At 44.4% G+C, this 19306-nt stretch carries 14 protein-coding genes; 8 read left to right on the forward strand and 6 right to left on the reverse strand.

What is annotated here, in order from left to right:
* Positions 1–37 precede the first annotated feature (37 nt).
* Positions 38–535 (reverse strand): response regulator, encoded by a 498-nt coding sequence (locus ACTS60_RS22515; RefSeq protein WP_440890056.1) that lies wholly within the window; start codon positions 533–535, stop codon positions 38–40.
* Positions 528–2471 carry an ATP-binding protein gene (locus ACTS60_RS22520; protein ID WP_440890057.1) on the reverse strand — a complete coding sequence of 648 codons (1944 nt, stop codon included), beginning with the start codon at positions 2469–2471 and terminating at the stop codon, positions 528–530. The genes ACTS60_RS22515 and ACTS60_RS22520 overlap by 8 nt, the downstream gene beginning before the upstream one ends.
* Before the next feature lie 186 nt (positions 2472–2657).
* Between ACTS60_RS22520 and ACTS60_RS22525 the strand changes: the two genes are divergently transcribed.
* From ACTS60_RS22525 to ACTS60_RS22540, 4 genes are all read left to right on the forward strand, one after another.
* On the forward strand, positions 2658–3920 hold the full coding sequence (locus ACTS60_RS22525; protein WP_440890058.1) for a DUF945 family protein: 1263 nt from the start codon (positions 2658–2660) through the stop codon (positions 3918–3920).
* 161 nt (positions 3921–4081) lie between these two features.
* Positions 4082–5176, forward strand: coding sequence for a 3-phosphoserine/phosphohydroxythreonine transaminase (gene serC / locus ACTS60_RS22530; protein WP_440890059.1), 1095 nt, complete (start codon positions 4082–4084; stop codon positions 5174–5176).
* Between the two features lie 159 nt (positions 5177–5335).
* On the forward strand, positions 5336–6505 hold the full coding sequence (locus tag ACTS60_RS22535; protein ID WP_440890060.1) for a sugar ABC transporter substrate-binding protein: 1170 nt from the start codon (positions 5336–5338) through the stop codon (positions 6503–6505).
* Complete coding sequence (locus ACTS60_RS22540; RefSeq protein ID WP_440890061.1) at positions 6505–8439, forward strand: sensor domain-containing diguanylate cyclase; 1935 nt, start codon at positions 6505–6507, stop codon at positions 8437–8439. The genes ACTS60_RS22535 and ACTS60_RS22540 overlap by 1 nt, the downstream gene beginning before the upstream one ends.
* A gap of 57 nt (positions 8440–8496) precedes the next feature.
* Here ACTS60_RS22540 and dsdC read toward each other — a convergent pair whose 3' ends face one another.
* Positions 8497–9435: a DNA-binding transcriptional regulator DsdC gene (gene dsdC / locus ACTS60_RS22545; protein ID WP_440890062.1), complete on the reverse strand. Its 939-nt coding sequence runs from the start codon at positions 9433–9435 to the stop codon at positions 8497–8499.
* Positions 9436–9644: 209 nt separating this feature from the next.
* On the opposite strand from dsdC, the gene dsdX reads away from it, so the two are divergent.
* Both dsdX and ACTS60_RS22555 read left to right on the forward strand, forming a co-directional pair.
* Positions 9645–10982, forward strand: a complete 1338-nt coding sequence (gene dsdX, locus ACTS60_RS22550) for a D-serine transporter DsdX (protein ID WP_440890063.1) — start codon at positions 9645–9647, stop codon at positions 10980–10982.
* A 15-nt stretch (positions 10983–10997) separates the two neighbouring features.
* The gene (locus tag ACTS60_RS22555; protein ID WP_440890064.1) at positions 10998–12329 is read left to right on the forward strand and encodes a D-serine ammonia-lyase; all 1332 of its coding nucleotides are present in this window, start codon (positions 10998–11000) and stop codon (positions 12327–12329) included.
* Between the two features lie 89 nt (positions 12330–12418).
* Here the strand turns inward: ACTS60_RS22555 and cydC are convergent, their stop codons facing one another.
* The 3 genes from cydC to trxB form a co-directional block, all read right to left on the reverse strand.
* Positions 12419–14143, reverse strand: coding sequence for a heme ABC transporter ATP-binding protein/permease CydC (gene cydC / locus ACTS60_RS22560; protein WP_440890065.1), 1725 nt, complete (start codon positions 14141–14143; stop codon positions 12419–12421).
* Positions 14136–15923: a heme ABC transporter permease/ATP-binding protein CydD gene (gene cydD / locus ACTS60_RS22565; RefSeq protein ID WP_440890066.1), complete on the reverse strand. Its 1788-nt coding sequence runs from the start codon at positions 15921–15923 to the stop codon at positions 14136–14138. The genes cydC and cydD overlap by 8 nt, the downstream gene beginning before the upstream one ends.
* 103 nt (positions 15924–16026) lie before the next feature.
* Positions 16027–16986 carry a thioredoxin-disulfide reductase gene (gene trxB, locus ACTS60_RS22570; RefSeq protein WP_440890067.1) on the reverse strand — a complete coding sequence of 320 codons (960 nt, stop codon included), beginning with the start codon at positions 16984–16986 and terminating at the stop codon, positions 16027–16029.
* A 367-nt stretch (positions 16987–17353) separates the two neighbouring features.
* On the opposite strand from trxB, the gene ACTS60_RS22575 reads away from it, so the two are divergent.
* Positions 17354–18013: a 2OG-Fe dioxygenase family protein gene (locus ACTS60_RS22575; RefSeq protein WP_010448603.1), complete on the forward strand. Its 660-nt coding sequence runs from the start codon at positions 17354–17356 to the stop codon at positions 18011–18013.
* A complete protein-coding gene (locus ACTS60_RS22580; protein ID WP_440890068.1) occupies positions 17997–19232 on the forward strand; it encodes a cysteine desulfurase-like protein in 1236 nt (411 codons plus the stop codon). The genes ACTS60_RS22575 and ACTS60_RS22580 overlap by 17 nt, the downstream gene beginning before the upstream one ends.
* The last annotated feature ends 74 nt before the right edge of the window (positions 19233–19306 follow it).

Below are 19306 nucleotides of genomic sequence, written 5' to 3' on the forward strand. Positions count from 1 at the left end.
CAAACCTGATTCTAGTGTGAGGTGGTTCAAAGTTAACTTACTCACCAAAACTGGTTCTTCGTTCGGACATCGCATTTAGTATTGCTTCAGAATCCAATACTGAAACCCAAGAGAGCAGGTTATCATCGTGTTGAATCATAAATGTGGTTAGTTGCTGAACCAAAGCAGATCTGAGCTCGTCACCTCGCCAAGGCTTAGCTACGTAATAATCTAAGCTTGCGTGATTGACGGCTTCAACGGTGTCTTCTAATCCCGCTTGACCGGTTAGTAGTACTTTGCGAGCAACGCGTGTGTCATCGTCTTGATTAAGTTCAATCAAGAAGCTAATACCGGTTTGTTCTGGCATGATATGGTCGCATAAGATAAGAGCTAGCTTGACACCGTCGTCTTTCATTTCTGCGATCACTTCTTTGGCTTCAGTAACAGATTCTGCGCCTTCAATCACAAAGCTATCTTCAAACACTGCAAGATCTTGAAGTACGCTATCCAAGACCTCTCTTTCATCATCAACACATAAAATTAGATACTTAGACATGTTCTTCTCCTTTTGAATCAATCGGTAGCCACACTGTCATGGTGGTGTACTCACCGAGTTTGGAATCTACTTCTATCCATCCATGATGAGCAGATACAATTTGCTGACATATAGATAAACCAATCCCAAGCCCAAAGTTACCTTCTTTCTTAGTGGTAAAGTTGAGCTCAAATATGGCTTTTTGTTGAGATTCAGGTATTCCAGCGCCATTGTCCTGGAAAGATACGACGATATATTGTTTGTGCGCTTTTTCTTTTATCTGAGAGGTAATGTTGAGTTCTCCCTTCTCTGGGAAGGCATCGATCGCGTTGGAAATAAGGTTGGTCCAAACTTGCTGTAACGCAATAGGTTGGCAAAGAATTTCGGGAACGTTGGCATAATCCTTAGTTAAAGTATGCATTTTGAGTTTGTTCTCAAAGATCACCAATGTGTCTTCAATACCTTCGTGAATATCAACAGAGTGCATTATTTCATCATCTGAACGAGCGTATCCTTTTAGGCTCTTAACCATATCTGCAATACGTGCAGCACAAACGTTTATTGAGCGTAGAGTGGTGCCGGTTTGATGGTAGCTTTCGAGTAAGTTGAGTGTATCGACGGCTTGGGCTGGTGTGGATGCTAAAGAGTCCAGCATAGAGCAATCATTATCAAGGTTTAAGCTGACTAGCTTCTTGGCGATATTTCTGTCGACGACCTGTGGTTTAAGCTGATTCACTCGCGAGCGAAGCTCAGCTGTAGATGAGGGTTTAGAGGTTTGTGCGTCATGCAATATTGCAAACCCCTTATCTCTTTCTGATTGCGATGGTGATTGAGTTAGCAATTTTTCCAGTGTTATTGTGAGGTTTTCTACCCCTCTTAATATTGCTGCAATGGGATTATTGAGCTCATGAGCGACGCCAGCGACAAGTTGGCCTAGCATCGCCATTTTTTCTCTCTCAATGAGCTGTTGGTGCGCAGACTCTAATGATTCGAGTGTTTTTTGTAGCTCCAATTTTGTGTTGATGCTACGTTGAAGCCGCCGATTAAAGTGTCTCAATAATAGGTTTGTAAACAAAGGAAGCAGGTTTGAGTCTGATTGCATAACCTGTCGAAATTCCTTCCGATCCAGTTTAATGACGTTGGTCGTCGTTAGTGTTAACGCTGTAGAAAAGGACTTCTCTCCTGTAACAAAAGACATACCACCAACTATATTGCCTTTGCTGTGACGAACAACCTCTCTCTGCATTCCTAATTCATCGCGCTTGTAAAGAGCAACTTCGCCACTGGTGATAAACCACAAAAAAGTATTTGGTTCACCTTCTACCGTTAGTAAATGTTCAGGAGAGTAAGTACGAAAAGCATTTGACTCATCTTTCTCAGTGAAAAAGCTCTGCAGTGCACCAATAACTTGCTCTGCAAGATCAAAATCAGATAGCGCATGGTAGTCATTCAGAAAGCCCGCTTGATAACTTTTCATTTGGGTTTCAATGTGCGCACGGAGCAGCTTTTGTTGGTCAAGTACTTGGCTGTAGCTGAGTAAGTTATCTCGATCGTGCTCTAATACAAATTGAGTCAGTTCTTTCTGTGCGGTGTTAAACAGTACTTGGTCTGGTAGAGGTTTAGTCAGACAGTGGTCGAGACGTCCTTCATTCACCGCAGTGAGAATCGCATCAATATCAGAGGAGCAACTGATGAGTATTTTCCTTGCTTTTTCGGTGTGCGCTGAACGAGAAAGTCCAATTAAGAAATCAACCCCATCTAAATTTGCATGGTGGCTGGTTATAACAAGAGCGACACTCTGTTGCTTTTCCTCAAGATACTCTAAAGCACTCCGTGCGTCTTCGATGGATTCGACAGAGTGAATATCAAACCTACTAGCGAAAGGAGAAAGTTCTAAGCGAAATTGCTCAGCACTAATAGGGTTGTTATCTAGACAAAGTACGGCGTATCGATTCACTAGGCTAAAGGCTCCAACTAAAACTTGGCATTAACACAATATCAATAAATTACTAATACGGTTGGGAGCTATGTATGGTTATAGTGCAATCGTCGTTGCTAAGCCTCAATAGTCTGATTTATCTCAATGTTTCCACTGGCTAGTGTTTGCGTTAGACTGAGTTAAAACACATCAAGTAAAGACACTATGCAAAACTTAAAAAAATTCGGTGCCATTGGTGGTGCTATTTCTTTGGCATTATGTTGGCCATTAGCCGTTGGTCAGATCGGCCAATCGATCATTGAAGATGGTATCGCGAACATGAATGATGACATGGTGAAAGGCGAAATCGTCGAATACGATCGTGGTTACCTTTCTTCCGTTGTGCTCACTCGCTATACGGTGGTTGACCCTGAAATAAAAAGCCAGCTTGAGCGTGACGGCCTACCAACTGCGTTTGATGTTACAAGTGACCTGTCTCATGGCTTAACTAGCCTAACAGCAGACTCAAAGTTAGTTGATGCAGAGTTTCTACCGTTAACCATGCACAGTACAACTCAGCTGAACGGTAATACGGATTTCACTCTTAACCTTGCAAGTTGGAGTTATCAAAATGAGGCGCAAGGGATGCACCTGTCCTCAAGTCCCGCACAGATAACCGGTAATGTTACTGTGCTTGGCGATCTGAATTACCAGGTTTCAGTTCCATCTGTTCAAGTTGATTTTGAAAATGGTGAAGAAATTCACCTAACTGAACTCACAGGACAAGGAAAAGGCAAACAAGCAAAAGGTTATTGGTTAGGGGAACAGTCTTTCTCCTTAGAAAAACTTGATGTCGTTGATGCTACGCTTGCTCCGATGTTTCTCATTGAAAATGCAAACTACAGTGGTTACACATCGCTCAATGAAGTGGGTGATAAGCTGAGTACCAATCTTGTGGTGGGTGCGCAAAAAATGCTTCTCACAGATGGCACTAGTGTGGACAACTTCAAGCTAGATTTCGCTATCGGTGATGTTGATAGTCAATCATTCGACCAGATTATGTCCATGTATCAAAACTCACCAATGTTGGGTGAGCAAGAGATCCAAAAACTATTACCACATGTCGATACATTGTTTAGTAAAGGCTTTAACCTTTCAGTCAATGAGCTATCTCTTGCATTTGGCGAAGGTAAGTTCCGTAATGAGTGGAAACTGTCTATTCCTCAAGGAACTGACAACATTACGCAAGACCCGATGAAGTTGGTTACTGCTACCACTGGTTCTTTAAACACTTATTTTTCTGATGAACTGGTTAACTTATACCCGTTTATTCAAGAGGGCGTTGATGAGCTGATGGTGATGGAACTTTTAGATAAGACAGAACATGGTTATGAATTAAAAGCTCAAATCTCTGATGGAAAATTAAAGTTTGAAAACGGACAAGAGTTTCCTTTAATCGCACTGTTGATGCCTGCCTTGATGCAATAGACAAGCTGATACTCAAGTATTTTCAAGCCACTTGGGTTACAAAGTAAGTTTTTAGCTTTTTCAGTTTAAAAAGAGGTCGTAAGACCTCTTTTCTTGTTTTTATCCCTGCAAAAACGTGATATTAATTTCGTAATCTTTACTTAGCAGGAGCAATGAGCATCATGGAACAAAATACGGACAACGTATTTAACTTCAGTGCAGGTCCAGCAGGTCTGCCAAAAGCAGTCATGCAGCAAGCACAAAAGGAGCTAATCAACTGGCAAGGTCTTGGTACTTCAGTGATGGAAATCAGTCACCGAAGCAAAGAATTCATCAAGGTTGCGGAAGAAGCAGAGCAAGACCTTCGTGATCTTCTGAACATTCCAGACAACTACAAAGTACTGTTTTGCCAAGGTGGTGCTCGTGCTCAATTTGCCGCTGTACCACTAAACCTACTGGGTGATGCGGAAACTGCGACTTATATTGATGGCGGTTACTGGGCAGAGAGCGCAGTAGCGGAAGCGACAAAGTACTGCGAACCTGACGTGTTCAACGCGAAAACGGTTATTGACGGTAAGGCTGCGGTTCTACCAGCGATGGAATGGAAAATCTCACCAGATGCGGCTTACGTCCATTTTTGTCCGAACGAAACCATTGATGGTATTGAAATCAATGATTTGCCAGTAACGGATAAGCCGATCGTTGCAGATATGTCGTCAACCATTCTTTCTCGCGAAATTGACGTATCTCAATACGGCGTAATTTACGCAGGTGCCCAAAAGAATATCGGTCCTTCTGGTATTGCGATTGCGATTGTTCGCGACGATCTTCTTGGTTTGGCGAAAGAAGTACTACCAAGTATTCTTGACTACAAAGTGTTGGCAGAAAAAGAGTCAATGTTTAACACGCCACCAACATTCGCTTGGTACCTATCAGGCCTAGTGTTCAAATGGCTAAAAGAGCAGGGCGGCGTAAAAGCGATTGAGCAAGTTAACCGAGAAAAAGCTGCGCTTTTGTACGATTACATCGATCAGTCAGATTTCTATCGTAATGGTGTGTACTCTGCGAACCGTTCTTTAATGAACGTGCCTTTCCAGTTGGCGAAGCCAGAACTTGATGGGACATTCTTAGAGTTGGCCGATGCGAAGGGTTTGAAAGCGCTTAAAGGTCACCGCGCGGTAGGTGGTATGCGAGCATCAATCTACAACGCGATGCCACTTGAGGGGGTACAAGCCCTAGTGGACTTCATGCGTGAGTTTGAACAAAAGTACGCTTAACTAAGAGCTGTGATATAATTTTAAAAAGCGTCGCTATTGCGGCGCTTTTTGCTTTTCAGAGTAATCTCATGGAAGCACCTCCACATTTTAATGTGTGAATTTTGAACAACTACCATCGGTTCGCTATCTTTGTGGCACCGTCAACTTATGAGAACCTTAGTGAAAAACCTCTTTCTGACAATTCTATTTTGCTTGTCTTCTATCGTTCACGCTCAAGAGATCCAAGTGTGGAGCGGTATTGAGTATTCAACGGTCGCTGAGATCAAAGAACGATTTGAAGCAGAGACGGGAAACACGTTGGCAATTCGAGAATTCGATGTGAATAATATTCGCTCAGAACTGTTGCTAGCGAAGCAGACCAGTATCACTTTACCTGATGTTATTTGGGTACCTTCCGACTTTTTAGGTTTACACGATTATTTCGATTTGGCAAAAATTCCAACAAGCTGGATTGATGAAGCAAGTATGGAGCCCAAAGCTCTTGAACTTGTAACGGTTGATGATGGTATTTATGGTGTGCCGCTAGGTTTGGGTAATCATCTCGTTCTGTATGTGAACACCAAGCTAACCCAAGATACTCAACCAACTTGGGAGGTCCTACTGGAAGATGCTAAGCGAGGTAATTTTCCATTGGCGATGCAATACCCAAATATGTACTTCTTGATGTCGTTTGTTCCGATGTTTTCCGATGTTCGGGCACCATCGGTCACGGATATTGATGTCGGAGCGTTGGCGGCTGCTTTAAAGTTCTATGGGGCACTTTCAACGAATGGGATTGTGAAAGACCAGTGCAGCCAAGAACAAGCTCGCAAACAGTTTATCAATGGTGAGGTTGCTTACCTCATTGATGGTGACTGGGCGTTGGGAGAACTGAAACAGAACTTTGGCAAAGAGCTCAAAGTCAGTAGCCTACCAACCTATAACAACCATCACATGCATTCATTGAGTGGTGGTAAAGTTTTAGCTTTCAACGCGGAGGCTATGGCTAATCCTGAAAAGCGAACAGCGATGCGTACACTCGCGATAATTGTTCAAAAGCCCGCATTTATTGAAGACGTGATCATTAATCAGAATTTGATTTCGACTAATCGTTCAATCAATCGCAAATGGTATGACAATGAGAACACTTACTACAGTGATCTTTATAAACAATTGAGTCCTGCTTACGCGATGCCAAGTTCAGTAGAGATGGCCGTTACTTGGGAAGCACTTATTAGAGGCTACAAACGCTATAAAGCAGGGATGCCAGCCAAAGAGTCAGCTCAGTTTGTTGCCAACTTTATTAACGAACACTCTCAACACATTCATCAGAGTAGGAAGTCACAGTAATGGTCAGTTTGCGAAGCATCTTAACCCTGATTGTGGTGATTGGGTCATTGTTACCCGCCTATTGGGTGGGTACCAGCATGATCGAAAAGCACCAGGAAGACTTGCTAAAACAAAAAGCAGTAAAACTTGAAAACAGTAACCAAGGTATTCGAAAAACCGTCAAAGACGACCTTACATTTGTTGCAAACCTTACTCGTTGGTACTCGAAAGATCGTCTCTTGGTTCAAGGTATGGATAATGTTCTGTACTCAAGCATCATTTGGCAGAAGATTCAAACGTTTGAAAAGTTGGCGACCAATGTAAGCGCTACCTATATTATCGACAAAAACTGGAAACCCATGTATGAGAGTAATGGTTCGGTTTATCACATAGAAAACAGTAAATTACTTCAGAAAATAAGATCTGCACAGGCCATTTATAAACAAGGGAAAATGTACCACACTACATACTTTGATGAGAGCTTGGTGATGAAAGGCGGGCAAGCAGGCATCGCGTTAGTAAGCCCTTTACTGCCTTATACCTTATTACCGAATTCAGAGTATGAGCCCCAAGGGTATTTAGTGGTTCTTGTTTCTTATAAAGACCTAATGAAAGTGTCTCAACCATTCTTATTTGCGCAGGAGAGTGTTGATTTTCATTATGGAAGCCTAAAAAAGGTAAAAGGGGAAGCGAATCGAAACCTTAGCCAAATAGAGATCGACACAGATAGCTTTGTGACACCTTTGACGGTAACTATGGTGCATACATTTTCCGATATGGCGAGGAATCAAGAGTTAACCAAGTCAAAGCAACAACTGCTTAATATCATCATCGCTACGTTAGTTGTGACTTTGTGTATCGCGATATTGGTGAGCCGTTGGTTAACGCAGCCTATTAGAGAAATGGAGCGGGTTGTAAGAAGCTTTAAGAACAATCAAAGACCTGATTTAGAATCAAATAGGTATCAGTTTAAAGAGTTCAAACAGCTAATGTCATTGCTGGATTCTATGTGGTGCCAGTTGAGTTCGAATATGGAAGAGCTTGAAATACGCAACAGAGCGCTTCGTCAAGCAAACCAACAAGTTCATGATTCTAATGCTCAGTTGGCTGAGTTCAACCAAGGACTAGAGCTAATAGTTGAAGAGAAAACCGCAGAGCTCAGAGACATGCTGGCAAAAGAAGAAGCCTATCAAACGAAGCTAATGTCGCTGATCAACTTTGCTACTAGCCACGCGGGAATTGGATATCACGCGATACCGGAGGTGATAAATACGGGCTTAGACAAGCTATTTCCTGGCACTGAAATGCGTTTTAGTTTTTATAAAGTGATAGGTGAAAGGGTGAAGACCATGCGCTCTTCAACCGGGGCTACGCTGGGGTATTTTAACTACGGCAAGAGCAGTCTTAATGAAGATGAAATAATTTTGATTGAGTTGTTTAAGAAGCAGCTTTATTCATGGCTAGAGTTAGAAGACTTTGCTAGGCGAGATAAACTCTCTAAGTGTTCGAACCGAAAAGCATTTGATGAAGATTTTGAATATGCTTGTCAGTCGGTAGTACGTTCAAAGTGGGAATCGATGTCGGTTCTTGTTGTCGATATTAATGGACTGAAAGTGCTCAATGACAACTATGGCCATGATAGAGGTGACTTGTTGATCTCAAAGAGCACTCAGTTGATTCGTACAGTGCTAGGCGATGACTCTAAACTCTACCGGATTGGTGGTGATGAGTTTACTGTTATTGCAAAAAACTGTGGAGTAAAACGACTGGATGGTTTGGTAAGCTCACTAGAATTGGCTCAAGAAGATAAATGGATAGAGTTATCAGATAATCACCGCCACCCTATTCAGTTCTCTGTAGGAGGGGCTTCAAGTGAAACCGTATCATTGGATAAGCTAGTATCCATTGCCGATGAAGCCATGTACTGTAAGAAAAGAGAGTTCTACTCGGTTTGATTTGCAAAACGATACCCAAGTAGTTTGAGATTACTTGGGTATTACGAACTCTCTTAACTACTTCTCAATCTCTTCAACTAACCAGGAAATAAATAACTCGAGCTTTTGGGAAGGCTTCTGGCTTGCGCTGACTACGTAATACTTTTGTTTACACTTGAGGACAGCGCTGGATAACGGAGTAATGAGCTCACCGGAAGCCAGTCTTTTATTTACTAAAGAGAGCCGCCCCATCGCAACCCCTGCATTATGCATGGCCGCAGTTACCGCTAAATCTGAGCGATCAAATGAAATACTGGGAATGTCATCAATACCTGATACGCCGTTTTCATTTGCCCATAACGTCCACTCATCATGGTGTGAATTGTATTCCCAAGCCTGGTTATCATGTAAAAGGGTTGCGTGCTTTAAGTTCTCAGGCTTTCCGATCAGATCAAACCTATCTGCGTATTCAAGCGTGCATACAGGAAGTATGCTTTCTTCCATAAGTACCTGAGACCATAGTTTATCAGGAATGTGCTCATCAAAATAAATAGCTGCGTCAATGCCATAACCTTGAAAGCTGATGTTCTCATTGCCAGTTAAAATGTTTAACTCGATGGATGGGTAAAGCTGCTTAAATGAATAAAGGCGTGGAACTAACCAGCATTGGGCAAATGAAGGTCGAGAGTAAATCGTCAACTCTCCGGATACTTCACCGCTCCTAACATCCATCACTTCTTGATTTAGCTCGTTGAGCGTGCGATTTAATGCAATATAAATACGTTCCCCTTCTTCTGTCAGCGTTATTCTTCGATGAGAACGCCTAAATAGGCTTATACCGAGCTCTTCTTCAAGTTTGTTGATACGGTGCGAAATGGCACTTGGTGTCATAGACAGTTCTTCTGCCGCAAGGGAAAACGAGCTGTGTCTGGCGGCTACTTCGAAGGTATGAAGTTTAGAAAGTTGAAAGCTATTGATACGCTGGCTTTTGGCGAAAATATTGTCTTTAGTGTACATAACGGAGAACGACTTAACTATTGATAGATACAATGTTAATACTGTTGTTTAACCTAGACTCACTTATTTGCTTTAGAAGTTGCTAAATGTCGCCTTAATCACGTTTTTGTTTCAAATTAGCTCATCTAAAGGTGAGTTTTGATCGTTTGTCAGCGCTGCTGATTCCTCGTTTAATTGACCGCAATTAAAACAAAAACATAGGTCTGAACATGGAATCCAATCTATGGGTTATCGCAACCCTCATATCGAGCATCTTGATGATCGTTTTTGCTATCGTTAAGTTTAAGCTCCACCCTTTTTTAGCTCTGTTACTCGCCAGTTTTTATGTTGGCGGCATGATGGGCATGCAGCCATTAGAGATGGTCAGTGCAATTGAAAGTGGCATCGGTGGTACGTTAGGTTTTCTTGCCGTTGTCATTGGTTTGGGCACTATCCTGGGCAAAATGATGGAAGTGTCAGGGGCTGCAGAGCGAATAGGGATTACTCTTCAAAAAATTCGCTGGCTTTCACCTGAAGTCATCATGGTGTTGATTGGCCTTGTTTGTGGGATCACCTTATTTGTAGAAGTGGGTGTGGTACTCCTTATTCCTCTTGCTTTCTCTATTGCGAAGAAGACCAATACTTCACTTTTAAATCTTGCTATTCCACTTTGTACTGCCTTGATGGCGGTTCACTGTATCGTTCCTCCACACCCAGCTGCACTATTTGTGACTAACGAACTCGGTGCTGATATTGGTTCAGTGATATTTTATGGTTTGCTTATTGGTCTAGTTGCGTCTTTAGTCGGCGGCCCTTTGTTCTTAAAAGCTATGGGCTCTCGTTTACCGTTTAAGTCAGTACCTGATGAATTTAGCTCGTTAGAAGTTAGAGATGAAGCCCAGCTACCTTCTTTAGGTGCAACACTCTTCACTGTAATGCTGCCGATTGTCCTGATGCTGCTGAAAACTGCTGCTGAACTGAACATGGAACACGGCAGTGCGTTATACACCACGCTGGAGTTCATAGGTAACCCAATTACAGCGATGTTCATTGCGGCTTTCGTGGCTTACTACATGCTCGGGATTAAACAGAACATGGGTATGGGTGTACTGCTTGAGAAAACGGAAGGTGCCTTTTCTTCGATTGCCAACATCTTACTGATTATTGGTGCTGGTGGTGCATTCAACGGCGTATTAAAGGGCAGTGGCTTGGCGGATGTGCTGGCACAGCTACTTTCTAATCTTGATATGCATCCGATCCTGCTTGCATGGCTTGTTGCAATTATTCTTCATGCAGCAGTCGGTTCTGCCACCGTTGCCATGATGGGCGCGACGGCAATCGTTGCTCCATTACTCCCTCTATATCCAAACGTAAGTCCAGAAATCATTACTCTGGCTATAGGCTCTGGCGCAATTGGTTGTACGATAGTAACCGATTCGCTCTTTTGGTTGGTGAAGCAATATTGCGGAGCCACGATGACAGAAATCTTCAAGTACTACACGACAGCGACATTCATTGCCTCTTTTGTTGCATTAGCTGGCACATTCCTTCTGTCGTACATGATCTAATAAAGGTAAACAATAATGACTACGCATAATGTAAACACACTAGTAGCAGAATTCCCTTTGGTTGAGCGACTCATTGGGTTAGAAGAGGTGGTTTGGTTCAACCCAAATATCACCACACTTGAAGAAGGGCTGCCGTACGTTGGCTTAGGTGCTGCTCACATAAAAGACGCGAGTGAACGACTAAAACGCTTTGCTCCATACTTAATGAAAGCCTTCCCTGAAACGGCGGCTTCTAACGGAATCATTGAATCGAGCGTTGTTGAAATCAACAAGATGAAGTCGTGCTTGGAAGCGCAATACGACACTCAAATTCTTGGACGTTTGATGCTTAAACAAGACAGCCATTTACCTATTTCAGGTTCAATAAAAGCGCGTGGTGGCATCTATGAAGTGCTAACACACGCAGAGAAGTTGGCGATTGAAGCTGGGCTTCTGAGTGAAAGTGATGACTACAGCAAATTGTTCAGTGAAGAGTTTCGTCAGTTCTTTCAGCAATACAGCATTGCCGTAGGTTCGACAGGGAATCTGGGCATGTCTATCGGCATCATGAGTGCAAAACTCGGCTTCTCTGTATCGGTTCATATGTCAGCGGATGCAAGAGGGTGGAAGAAAAACAAGCTGCGTTCTCACGGTGTAAACGTGGTGGAGTACGAGCAAGACTACGGTGTTGCTGTTGAGCAGGGACGAAAAGAAGCGGAAAAAGATCCAACTTGCTTCTTTATTGATGATGAAAACTCTCAAACCTTGTTCTTAGGTTACTCCGTTGCAGGCGAACGCTTGAAAAAGCAGTTTGATGATATGGGCATCATCGTTGACGCGGAGCATCCTTTGTTTGTTTACCTACCATGTGGGGTGGGCGGTGGCCCTGGTGGTGTGGCGTTTGGCTTGAAGATGGCGTTTGGTGACCACGTTCATTGTATCTTCGCGGAGCCGACACACTCTCCGTGTATGCTGCTTGGTGTGCACACTGGCTTGCATGATGACATTGCGGTGCAAGATCTTGGTATCGACAACATTACCGCTGCTGATGGCTTAGCAGTAGGGCGTGCGTCTGGCTTTGTGGGACGAGCAATGGAAAGACTTCTTGACGGTTACTACACCATGACGGACGAGCGTATGTACCATCACTTGGGTGAGTTGTGTGATCTAGAAAGTATTCGCTTAGAGCCTTCTGCGTTAGCTGGTATGGTTGGTGCGGTGCATGTTTCAAATGACCAGGAGTACCAAGTACGAATGGCGTTTACTGAAGACAGATTGAAAAACGCGACGCACCTAGTGTGGGCGACAGGCGGCGGTATGGTGCCAGAGGCTGAAATGTCGGCGTACCTGGCGAAGTCAGGACGCTAATGTATTCTTTGCTCTGCGCTGGGAACCGTGAGAGCACAAATAAAAGGGCTCATCAATGGATGAGCCCTTTGTTTATGTTAATTCCAGAACTATAGAGATTGTAATAACTGGTGGTAACGACCTTTCTCGGCAAGTAGCGCTTGGTGGTTACCTTGTTCAATGATCTCGCCTTGTTCCATCAGACAGATGTTGTCCATGCTTTCTAGCTCAATCAAACGATGGGTAATAAATACCACGGTTTTGTTCGCAAAGTGCTCTTTGAACAGTTCCATTACCGTTTGCTCAGTGCGTTTGTCCAGGCCTTCAGTTGGTTCATCAAGAAGCAGGATTGGGGCATCGCGTAATAGAGCGCGAGCAATACCGATTCGACGCTTCTCACCACCGGATAGCTGACGTCCGCCATCACCTAACCAAGCGTTCAATCCTGGCTCTTCTAGGAGATTAGCCAAGTCCACTTTGGTCAAAATATCAGCCAGTTGCTCGTCCGTAGCCTCTGGAGCCGCAAGCAATAGGTTGTCACGCAGTGTGCCATTAAGCACATCTACACGTTGGCTAACTACTGTGATTGCAGCGCGCAGATCAGATTCGCTCCAATTTTGCAGAGAAGCACCACCAATGTTCACTTGACCTTGGTTTACATCCCAGTAGCGACAAAGCAATTGAATAAGCGTTGATTTACCTGAACCGGTTTGACCGACAATCGCAGTCTTTGAGCCCAATGGCAGTGATAGCGTTAGATTTTTCAGTACTTTTTGCTGACCATCAGGGTAGGTGAAATCAACCTTGTTGAACTCGATATCTAGCGGTTTATCATCTTCACGTTTTGATGCTTCTGGGAAGACAACATCTGGCTGAGCCAAGGTGATTTCATTTAAGCGGCGTGCCGAAGTCAGTGTTTGACCTAGATATTGGAACGCGCCTGCTATTGGCATCAGTATTTCAAAACTCGCCATAGTTGCAAATGCAAACAGCGCAATCCAAGGATCTGGTGCACGGCCACCAACGCCGTCTGCGGCAAACCAAAGCATAGCAACGAGCGTTAAACCATTCGCTAGCATCAGTAGACCAGAAGCCATGCCTGTTAGGTTAGCGTTGACGAATTGGTTGGATAGTAGCTGCTTTTGCTTTTCTAGAATCACGTTGCGGTAGCGCTCTTCTGCGCCAAATAGACTTAACTCGCTGTAACCCTGTAGCCAGTCCAGTGTTGCAACTCGTAACTGTGCTTTGTTCTGAGTTAGGTGTTCACCGTTGTGCTTACCCAGTTTATAGAACAGTACCGGCCAAACAAGCAGCATTACCGTTAGGATGCCGCCAAGCAGAAGGGCAAGATGCCAGTCAAAGAAAGCCAGCACTGCGGTTAGCGATAAGATACCAAACACGCCAACAATCACAGGGCTGATAAGACGCAAGTACACATGGTCCATTGCATCTACGTCTGCCACTAGGCGGTTCAGTAGATCCGCATCACGCATGGTTGAAACGCGACCAGGGATCAGCGGCGCAAGCTTCTTGAAGAAGAAGATACGTAGATCGGTCAGTAGCTTAAATGTTGCATTGTGGCTAACAACACGCTCACCCCAACGGCCCGCTGTACGTGCCATCGCAGCGCCACGAACGCCTGCGCCAGGCAGCATGTAGTTAAAGGTTTCACGAGCAATTGTCAGTCCTGCAACTGCAGCTGCGGAAATAAACCAGCCGGACAGTGTTAATAGGCCGATAGAGGCAGCTAACGTCAGGAATGCCAGTAGCATGCCCAGTGACAAACCAAACCAATGTTTTTTATACAGTTTTAGATAAGGGAGTAAATCACGCATCTAAGTTCCCCTTGTCTGATTCATGTTGAGCTAGGTTGGCAGCCAACATTTCTTTAAATAAACCATCTTGCGATGCCAACGTCGCGTAATCACCACGTTGGACAATTTGTCCTTGTTGCATCACCAAAATCTGAGAGACATTTTGCAGTGGTGCCAATTGGTGAGTGATCATTAAGTTAGTGGTGGACTCGGTGTATTTACCGATGCCTTCCATAACCAGTTTTTCGCTTCGTGCATCCAGACTTGCGGTTGGCTCATCAAGTAACCAAAAACGACCGTTTTGTAGCATGGCACGAGCAAGCGCAAGGCGTTGTGCCTGACCAACAGATAAACCGCCAGAACGATCAGAGATTTGGTAATCCAGGCCGTGCATTTCAACAAACTCAGCTGCGTGGGAGTCGTTGAGTACCGAATGGACTTGTTGGTCTTGAATATCTTGCTTACCCAAGGTGACATTGTCACGAATACTGCCGTGTAGAAGCATTGGGTTTTGACCAATCCAACTGATGGCTTCACGCCATGTTGCTAGGTCCAACTCAGACAACTCACAGCCATTAATTTTCAAACTGCCCTTGTATGGCATAAAACCAAGGATGGTGTTTACTAAGCTAGTTTTACCTGCACCACTAGGACCAACTAATGCGGTGCTTTGGTTGGCATCCAGAGAGAAGGATAGGGGACCGACGAGTTGCTTACCTTCAGGGCTGAAGATAACAAGATCGTTTGCCTCGATATAAATTGCGGCGTTTTGTTCAACAGCTTTGTGACCATCTTTTACTTGGTCAACGTCTAGCTCTAGGAATTCAACGATACTTTCTGCTGCACCGACCGCTTGTTGCTTCGCATGGTAAAAAGTGCCAAGGTCGCGAAGTGGTTGGTAGAACTCAGGCGCAAGGATCAGAATAAACAAACCTGCGAAGAGGGTTACACCAGCACCGTAGTAACCAAAGTTAAGTTCACCGATGTAGCTGAAACCGAAGTAAACCGCCGTAATTGCAATTGAAATCGAAGTGAAGAACTCAAGTACCGCAGAGGATAGAAAGGCAATCTTCAAGACATCCATCGTACGTGTACGGAAAACTTCAGATGCCCCTTTTAACGTCTCGGTTTCTGACTTGGTGCGGTCGAACAAACGAATAGTAGTCATCGCTTGCAAACGGTCATAGAAGTGACCGGATAAACGTTGCAGAGCTTTGAAGTTCTTGCGGTTTGCATCCGCGGCTTTCATGCCGACCAATGCCATAAACATAGGAACAAGAGGTGCCGTCACAAGGAAAATGAGGCCTGCCGCCCAGTTGATTGGGAAAACCACCACTAGGATGATGAAAGGTACCAATACAGACAACGACATTTGTGGAAGGTAGCGAGAGAAGAAATCTTGCATGTCTTCTACTTGTTCCAAAATCAACGTTGCCCAGCTACCTGCTGGCTTGCCTTTGATATAAGCAGGACCCAGTTGGTGGACTTTATCGAGAATCAGTTGACGAATATAAACGCGGATTTGTTCGCCGCAACGGTAACCGGCAATTTCGCGCCCCCAAGTACAGGCCGCGCGACCGACAACGGTGACACCCAATCCGACGAAGTGCCAAACAAGTTCACTCTTGTCGACATGCTCGATGATTAATTGGTGAAGAATGGAGGCGAGCAGGGCTGCTTGAGCCAATAAAAACACGCTTGATAGTACGCCTAGGCCTATCGCAACCATCAGCCAGCGCTTGGCCAACTTACTTTGTTGCTTAAGCCACTTATTCAAGCTGCTTTGCTTTTTCTTATCCATTGTGAAGGCTTAATGATAATTGTTTTAATGAGGCGGTAGTATACAAAAGAAAACCCAGCGGGAATACCGCTGGGCTTTAAGGATATGACACAAATGTGAAAAGTTATTTGTCAGTAAGTGCGTCCAAGAAACGTTCTGCATCCAATGCTGCCATACAGCCTGTACCTGCAGAGGTAATTGCTTGACGGTAGTTATGATCCATTACGTCACCTGCAGCAAACACACCTTGGATACTGGTTTCCGTCGCGTTGCCTTCTAGACCTGACTTAACGATGATGTAGCCGTCTTTCATGTCTACCTGACCTTCAAAGATTTGCGTATTTGGTTGGTGACCGATTGCGATGAATGCACCCATTACTTCCAAATTCTCGGTCGCACCGCTGTTTACATCTTTAATACGAACGCCAGTTACGCCCATATCGTCGCCAAGAACTTCATCCAGGGTACGATCGGTGTGAAGAATGATATTGCCGTTTTCTACTTTGTCCATCAGACGTTTCACAAGGATTTTTTCCGCGCGGAAGGTATCACGGCGGTGGATCAAGTGAACTTCTGATGCAATGTTTGATAGGTAAAGCGCTTCTTCGACAGCAGTATTACCGCCACCTGCAACTGCTACTTTTTGGTTACGGTAGAAGAAACCATCACAGGTTGCACATGCCGATACACCACGACCTTTGAATGCTTCTTCAGATTCAAGACCTAGGTATTTTGCTGATGCGCCTGTAGAGATGATTAATGCGTCACAAGTGTACTCACCAGAGTCACCTTTTAGACGGAATGGACGCTGAGACAATTCCACTTCGTTGATGTGATCGAACACGATTTCTGTTTCGAATCGTTCTGCGTGCTCTTTCATGCGCTCCATCAAACCTGGGCCAGTGAGGCCTTCTGCGTCACCAGGCCAGTTTTCTACTTCAGTTGTGGTCGTTAGCTGACCACCTTGCTGCATTCCCGTTACTAGCACAGGGTTTAAGTTTGCACGCGCTGCGTATACCGCGGCAGTGTAACCAGCTGGGCCAGAACCAAGAATTAATAATTTACAGTGTTTTACGTCGCTCATTATGGCTCCATAGAGGGCTGAACATTTCATCCGATTGTATGGAAAATCGTAGTGCTTTAAAAGCATAAACGGATTGAGCTGATCGAATTATTGGTTATAGGTTAGAACTTGCTGATGTTTACGGAGAACTGCTTTCCGCTAGCATAAAATGCTGTTCATAGTGGAGAGTTCTAGTTTCAAATGCTGTCTGTTATCTAATTTGAATGTTTAAACTAGCATATGGCCACATCATAGATATGTATGTCGTTTTTTTGTTTTTGTTGAAGCTATCAACGTCAAATTCTGGCAATTACAGAATATTTGCGTATCCTAGAATGTAAATTAAATGTTAATCAAATAAACCAGATGTGCCTCATTAAAGGAGCCAATGATGTTACATTCACGTGAGAACACCCTACATTTAACTCAGCTCAGCATGGCAGCGATTGAGCAGCTTTCACCTTCCTTCGAAGGCTTACCTCGTACTGAACACGCTGACGGCCAATATCGCCTTCGCCGTTACTCGGTGGTGGGGTTCGAAAATGGTCAGGTAGTCGATTTAAACAAAAACAGCTTTGTACAATCTTCTGATATCAACCGTTTCCAAGGTGATGTCATTCGTCAGTTTGAGCCGATTGAAAAAGGAATTCTTTCCAGTGAAGGTTTCCGAGAAATGTGTGAGCTGTTTGTTAACGCAAACCACTTACCAAACGGCCAGGAAATCGAAATCCACCAAATTCGAATCACTGCAATCTACGATGAAACTCAAGTCGCACCGGAAGGTGTACACCAAGATGGTTTTGATCATATCGCGCTTGTCGGCGTGGGGCGCCATAACATCATGGGCGGGGACATCATGCTATACAGCAGTCACAATCAAGCGCCTTTCTTCCGTAAAGTGCTGGAGAATGGGGAAGTCGCAATGCTGGCAGACAGCAAGTTGTGGCACAATGCGGTGCCAATTCGCTCTGTGATTAATGATCAAGAAGGTCACATGGATGTATTTGTGCTGACAGCGACGGACAAACGAAATGAACTTCAATCTTAATCAAATTCGAGAGCAGTTTCCGGCATTGGCGCAATACCACAACGACCGCCCTGTGACATTTTTTGACGGTCCTGGTGGTTCACAGGTGCCGCAATCGGTATTGGACAGCATGGTGGATTACCTTGGCCGTTTTAATTCCAATCTTGGCGGACACTATTTCTCAAGCCAAGCGACGGTTGACGTTATGCAATCCGCTCGTGAGTCTGCACAAGCTCTGTTGAACGCACCGTCATCCGGAAATATTGTATTTGGTGCCAACATGACGTCACTGACTTTCCAGTTAAGCCGCGCAATCAGTCGCGATTGGAAAGAAGGCGATGAGATCATCGTTTCTGCGCTAGACCATTACTCTAACGTGTCGAGCTGGCAGCAAGCGGCTCAAGACAAAGGCGTTGTGGTTCACCAAGTCAGAATTAATGAAGAAGATTGCACGCTGGATCTTGAGCATCTTCACTGCTTGTTGAATGAGAAAACGCGTTTAGTCGCGGTGACTTACGCATCGAATACCACCGGCTCGATTGTCGATATGCACCGTGTGGTTGAAATGGCACACAACATTGGTGCTCAGGTCTATGTGGATGCTGTTCATTATGCGCCACATCATTTGGTTGATGTACAAGCGCTAGGTTGTGATTTCCTTGCTTGTTCTGCTTATAAGTTCTTTGGGCCCCATGTGGGCATAGCTTACATCGCCGACCAATGGTTACACACCATCAAGCCCTATAAAGTAGAGCCGGCAACCAATATTGGCCCAGGACGTTTTGAAACGGGCACGCAGAGCTTCGAAGGTTTAGCTGGCGTGACTGCTGCTATCGAATACCTAGCGCAATTTGGTGATGAAGGTGCATCACTTCGTCAGCGTTTAGAGCAAAGTTATGCTTTGTATAATCAGCATGAGCAGCAACTGAGTGAACATTTCTTACAGCGTCTAGGAGCGCTTGATGGGGTGAACCTGTTTGGTATAAATAACGAAAGTAGCCAACTGAGAACGCCAACGTTTGCTTTGACGTTTGACAAATACTCTCCAGAGTTCATTGCTAAGACATTAGGTGAGCACAATATCTGCGTTTGGAACGGCCACTTCTATGCGCTTGGTTTGGTTCGTCAACTTGGCCTCGAAGAATCTGGGGGCGTGGTGCGAATCGGTTGTATGCACTACAACACAACAGCAGAGATCGATATGTTGTTTGATGTGTTAGAAAGTATCCTTGACGCGTAAGAATCGATGACGGCACAAACTAAAAGCTCGAGCATTTGGCTCGAGCTTTTTCGTTTTTATAGAGTGAAGAAGGG

The sequence above is a fragment of the Vibrio sp. WZ-1 genome (genome assembly GCF_052037695.1).
Lineage (GTDB): Bacteria > Pseudomonadota > Gammaproteobacteria > Enterobacterales > Vibrionaceae > Vibrio.

Coding starts and splice junctions, on each gene's coding strand:
- ACTS60_RS22515 (WP_440890056.1), bottom strand. CDS start 535: ATGTCTAAGTATCTAATTTTATGTGTTGATGATGAAAGAGAGGTCTTG.
- ACTS60_RS22525 (WP_440890058.1), top strand. CDS start 2,658: ATGCAAAACTTAAAAAAATTCGGTGCCATTGGTGGTGCTATTTCTTTG.
- serC (WP_440890059.1), top strand. CDS start 4,082: ATGGAACAAAATACGGACAACGTATTTAACTTCAGTGCAGGTCCAGCA.
- ACTS60_RS22540 (WP_440890061.1), top strand. CDS start 6,505: ATGGTCAGTTTGCGAAGCATCTTAACCCTGATTGTGGTGATTGGGTCA.
- dsdC (WP_440890062.1), bottom strand. CDS start 9,435: ATGTACACTAAAGACAATATTTTCGCCAAAAGCCAGCGTATCAATAGC.
- dsdX (WP_440890063.1), top strand. CDS start 9,645: ATGGAATCCAATCTATGGGTTATCGCAACCCTCATATCGAGCATCTTG.
- ACTS60_RS22555 (WP_440890064.1), top strand. CDS start 10,998: ATGACTACGCATAATGTAAACACACTAGTAGCAGAATTCCCTTTGGTT.
- cydC (WP_440890065.1), bottom strand. CDS start 14,143: ATGCGTGATTTACTCCCTTATCTAAAACTGTATAAAAAACATTGGTTT.
- cydD (WP_440890066.1), bottom strand. CDS start 15,923: ATGGATAAGAAAAAGCAAAGCAGCTTGAATAAGTGGCTTAAGCAACAA.
- trxB (WP_440890067.1), bottom strand. CDS start 16,986: ATGAGCGACGTAAAACACTGTAAATTATTAATTCTTGGTTCTGGCCCA.
- ACTS60_RS22575 (WP_010448603.1), top strand. CDS start 17,354: ATGATGTTACATTCACGTGAGAACACCCTACATTTAACTCAGCTCAGC.
- ACTS60_RS22580 (WP_440890068.1), top strand. CDS start 17,997: ATGAACTTCAATCTTAATCAAATTCGAGAGCAGTTTCCGGCATTGGCG.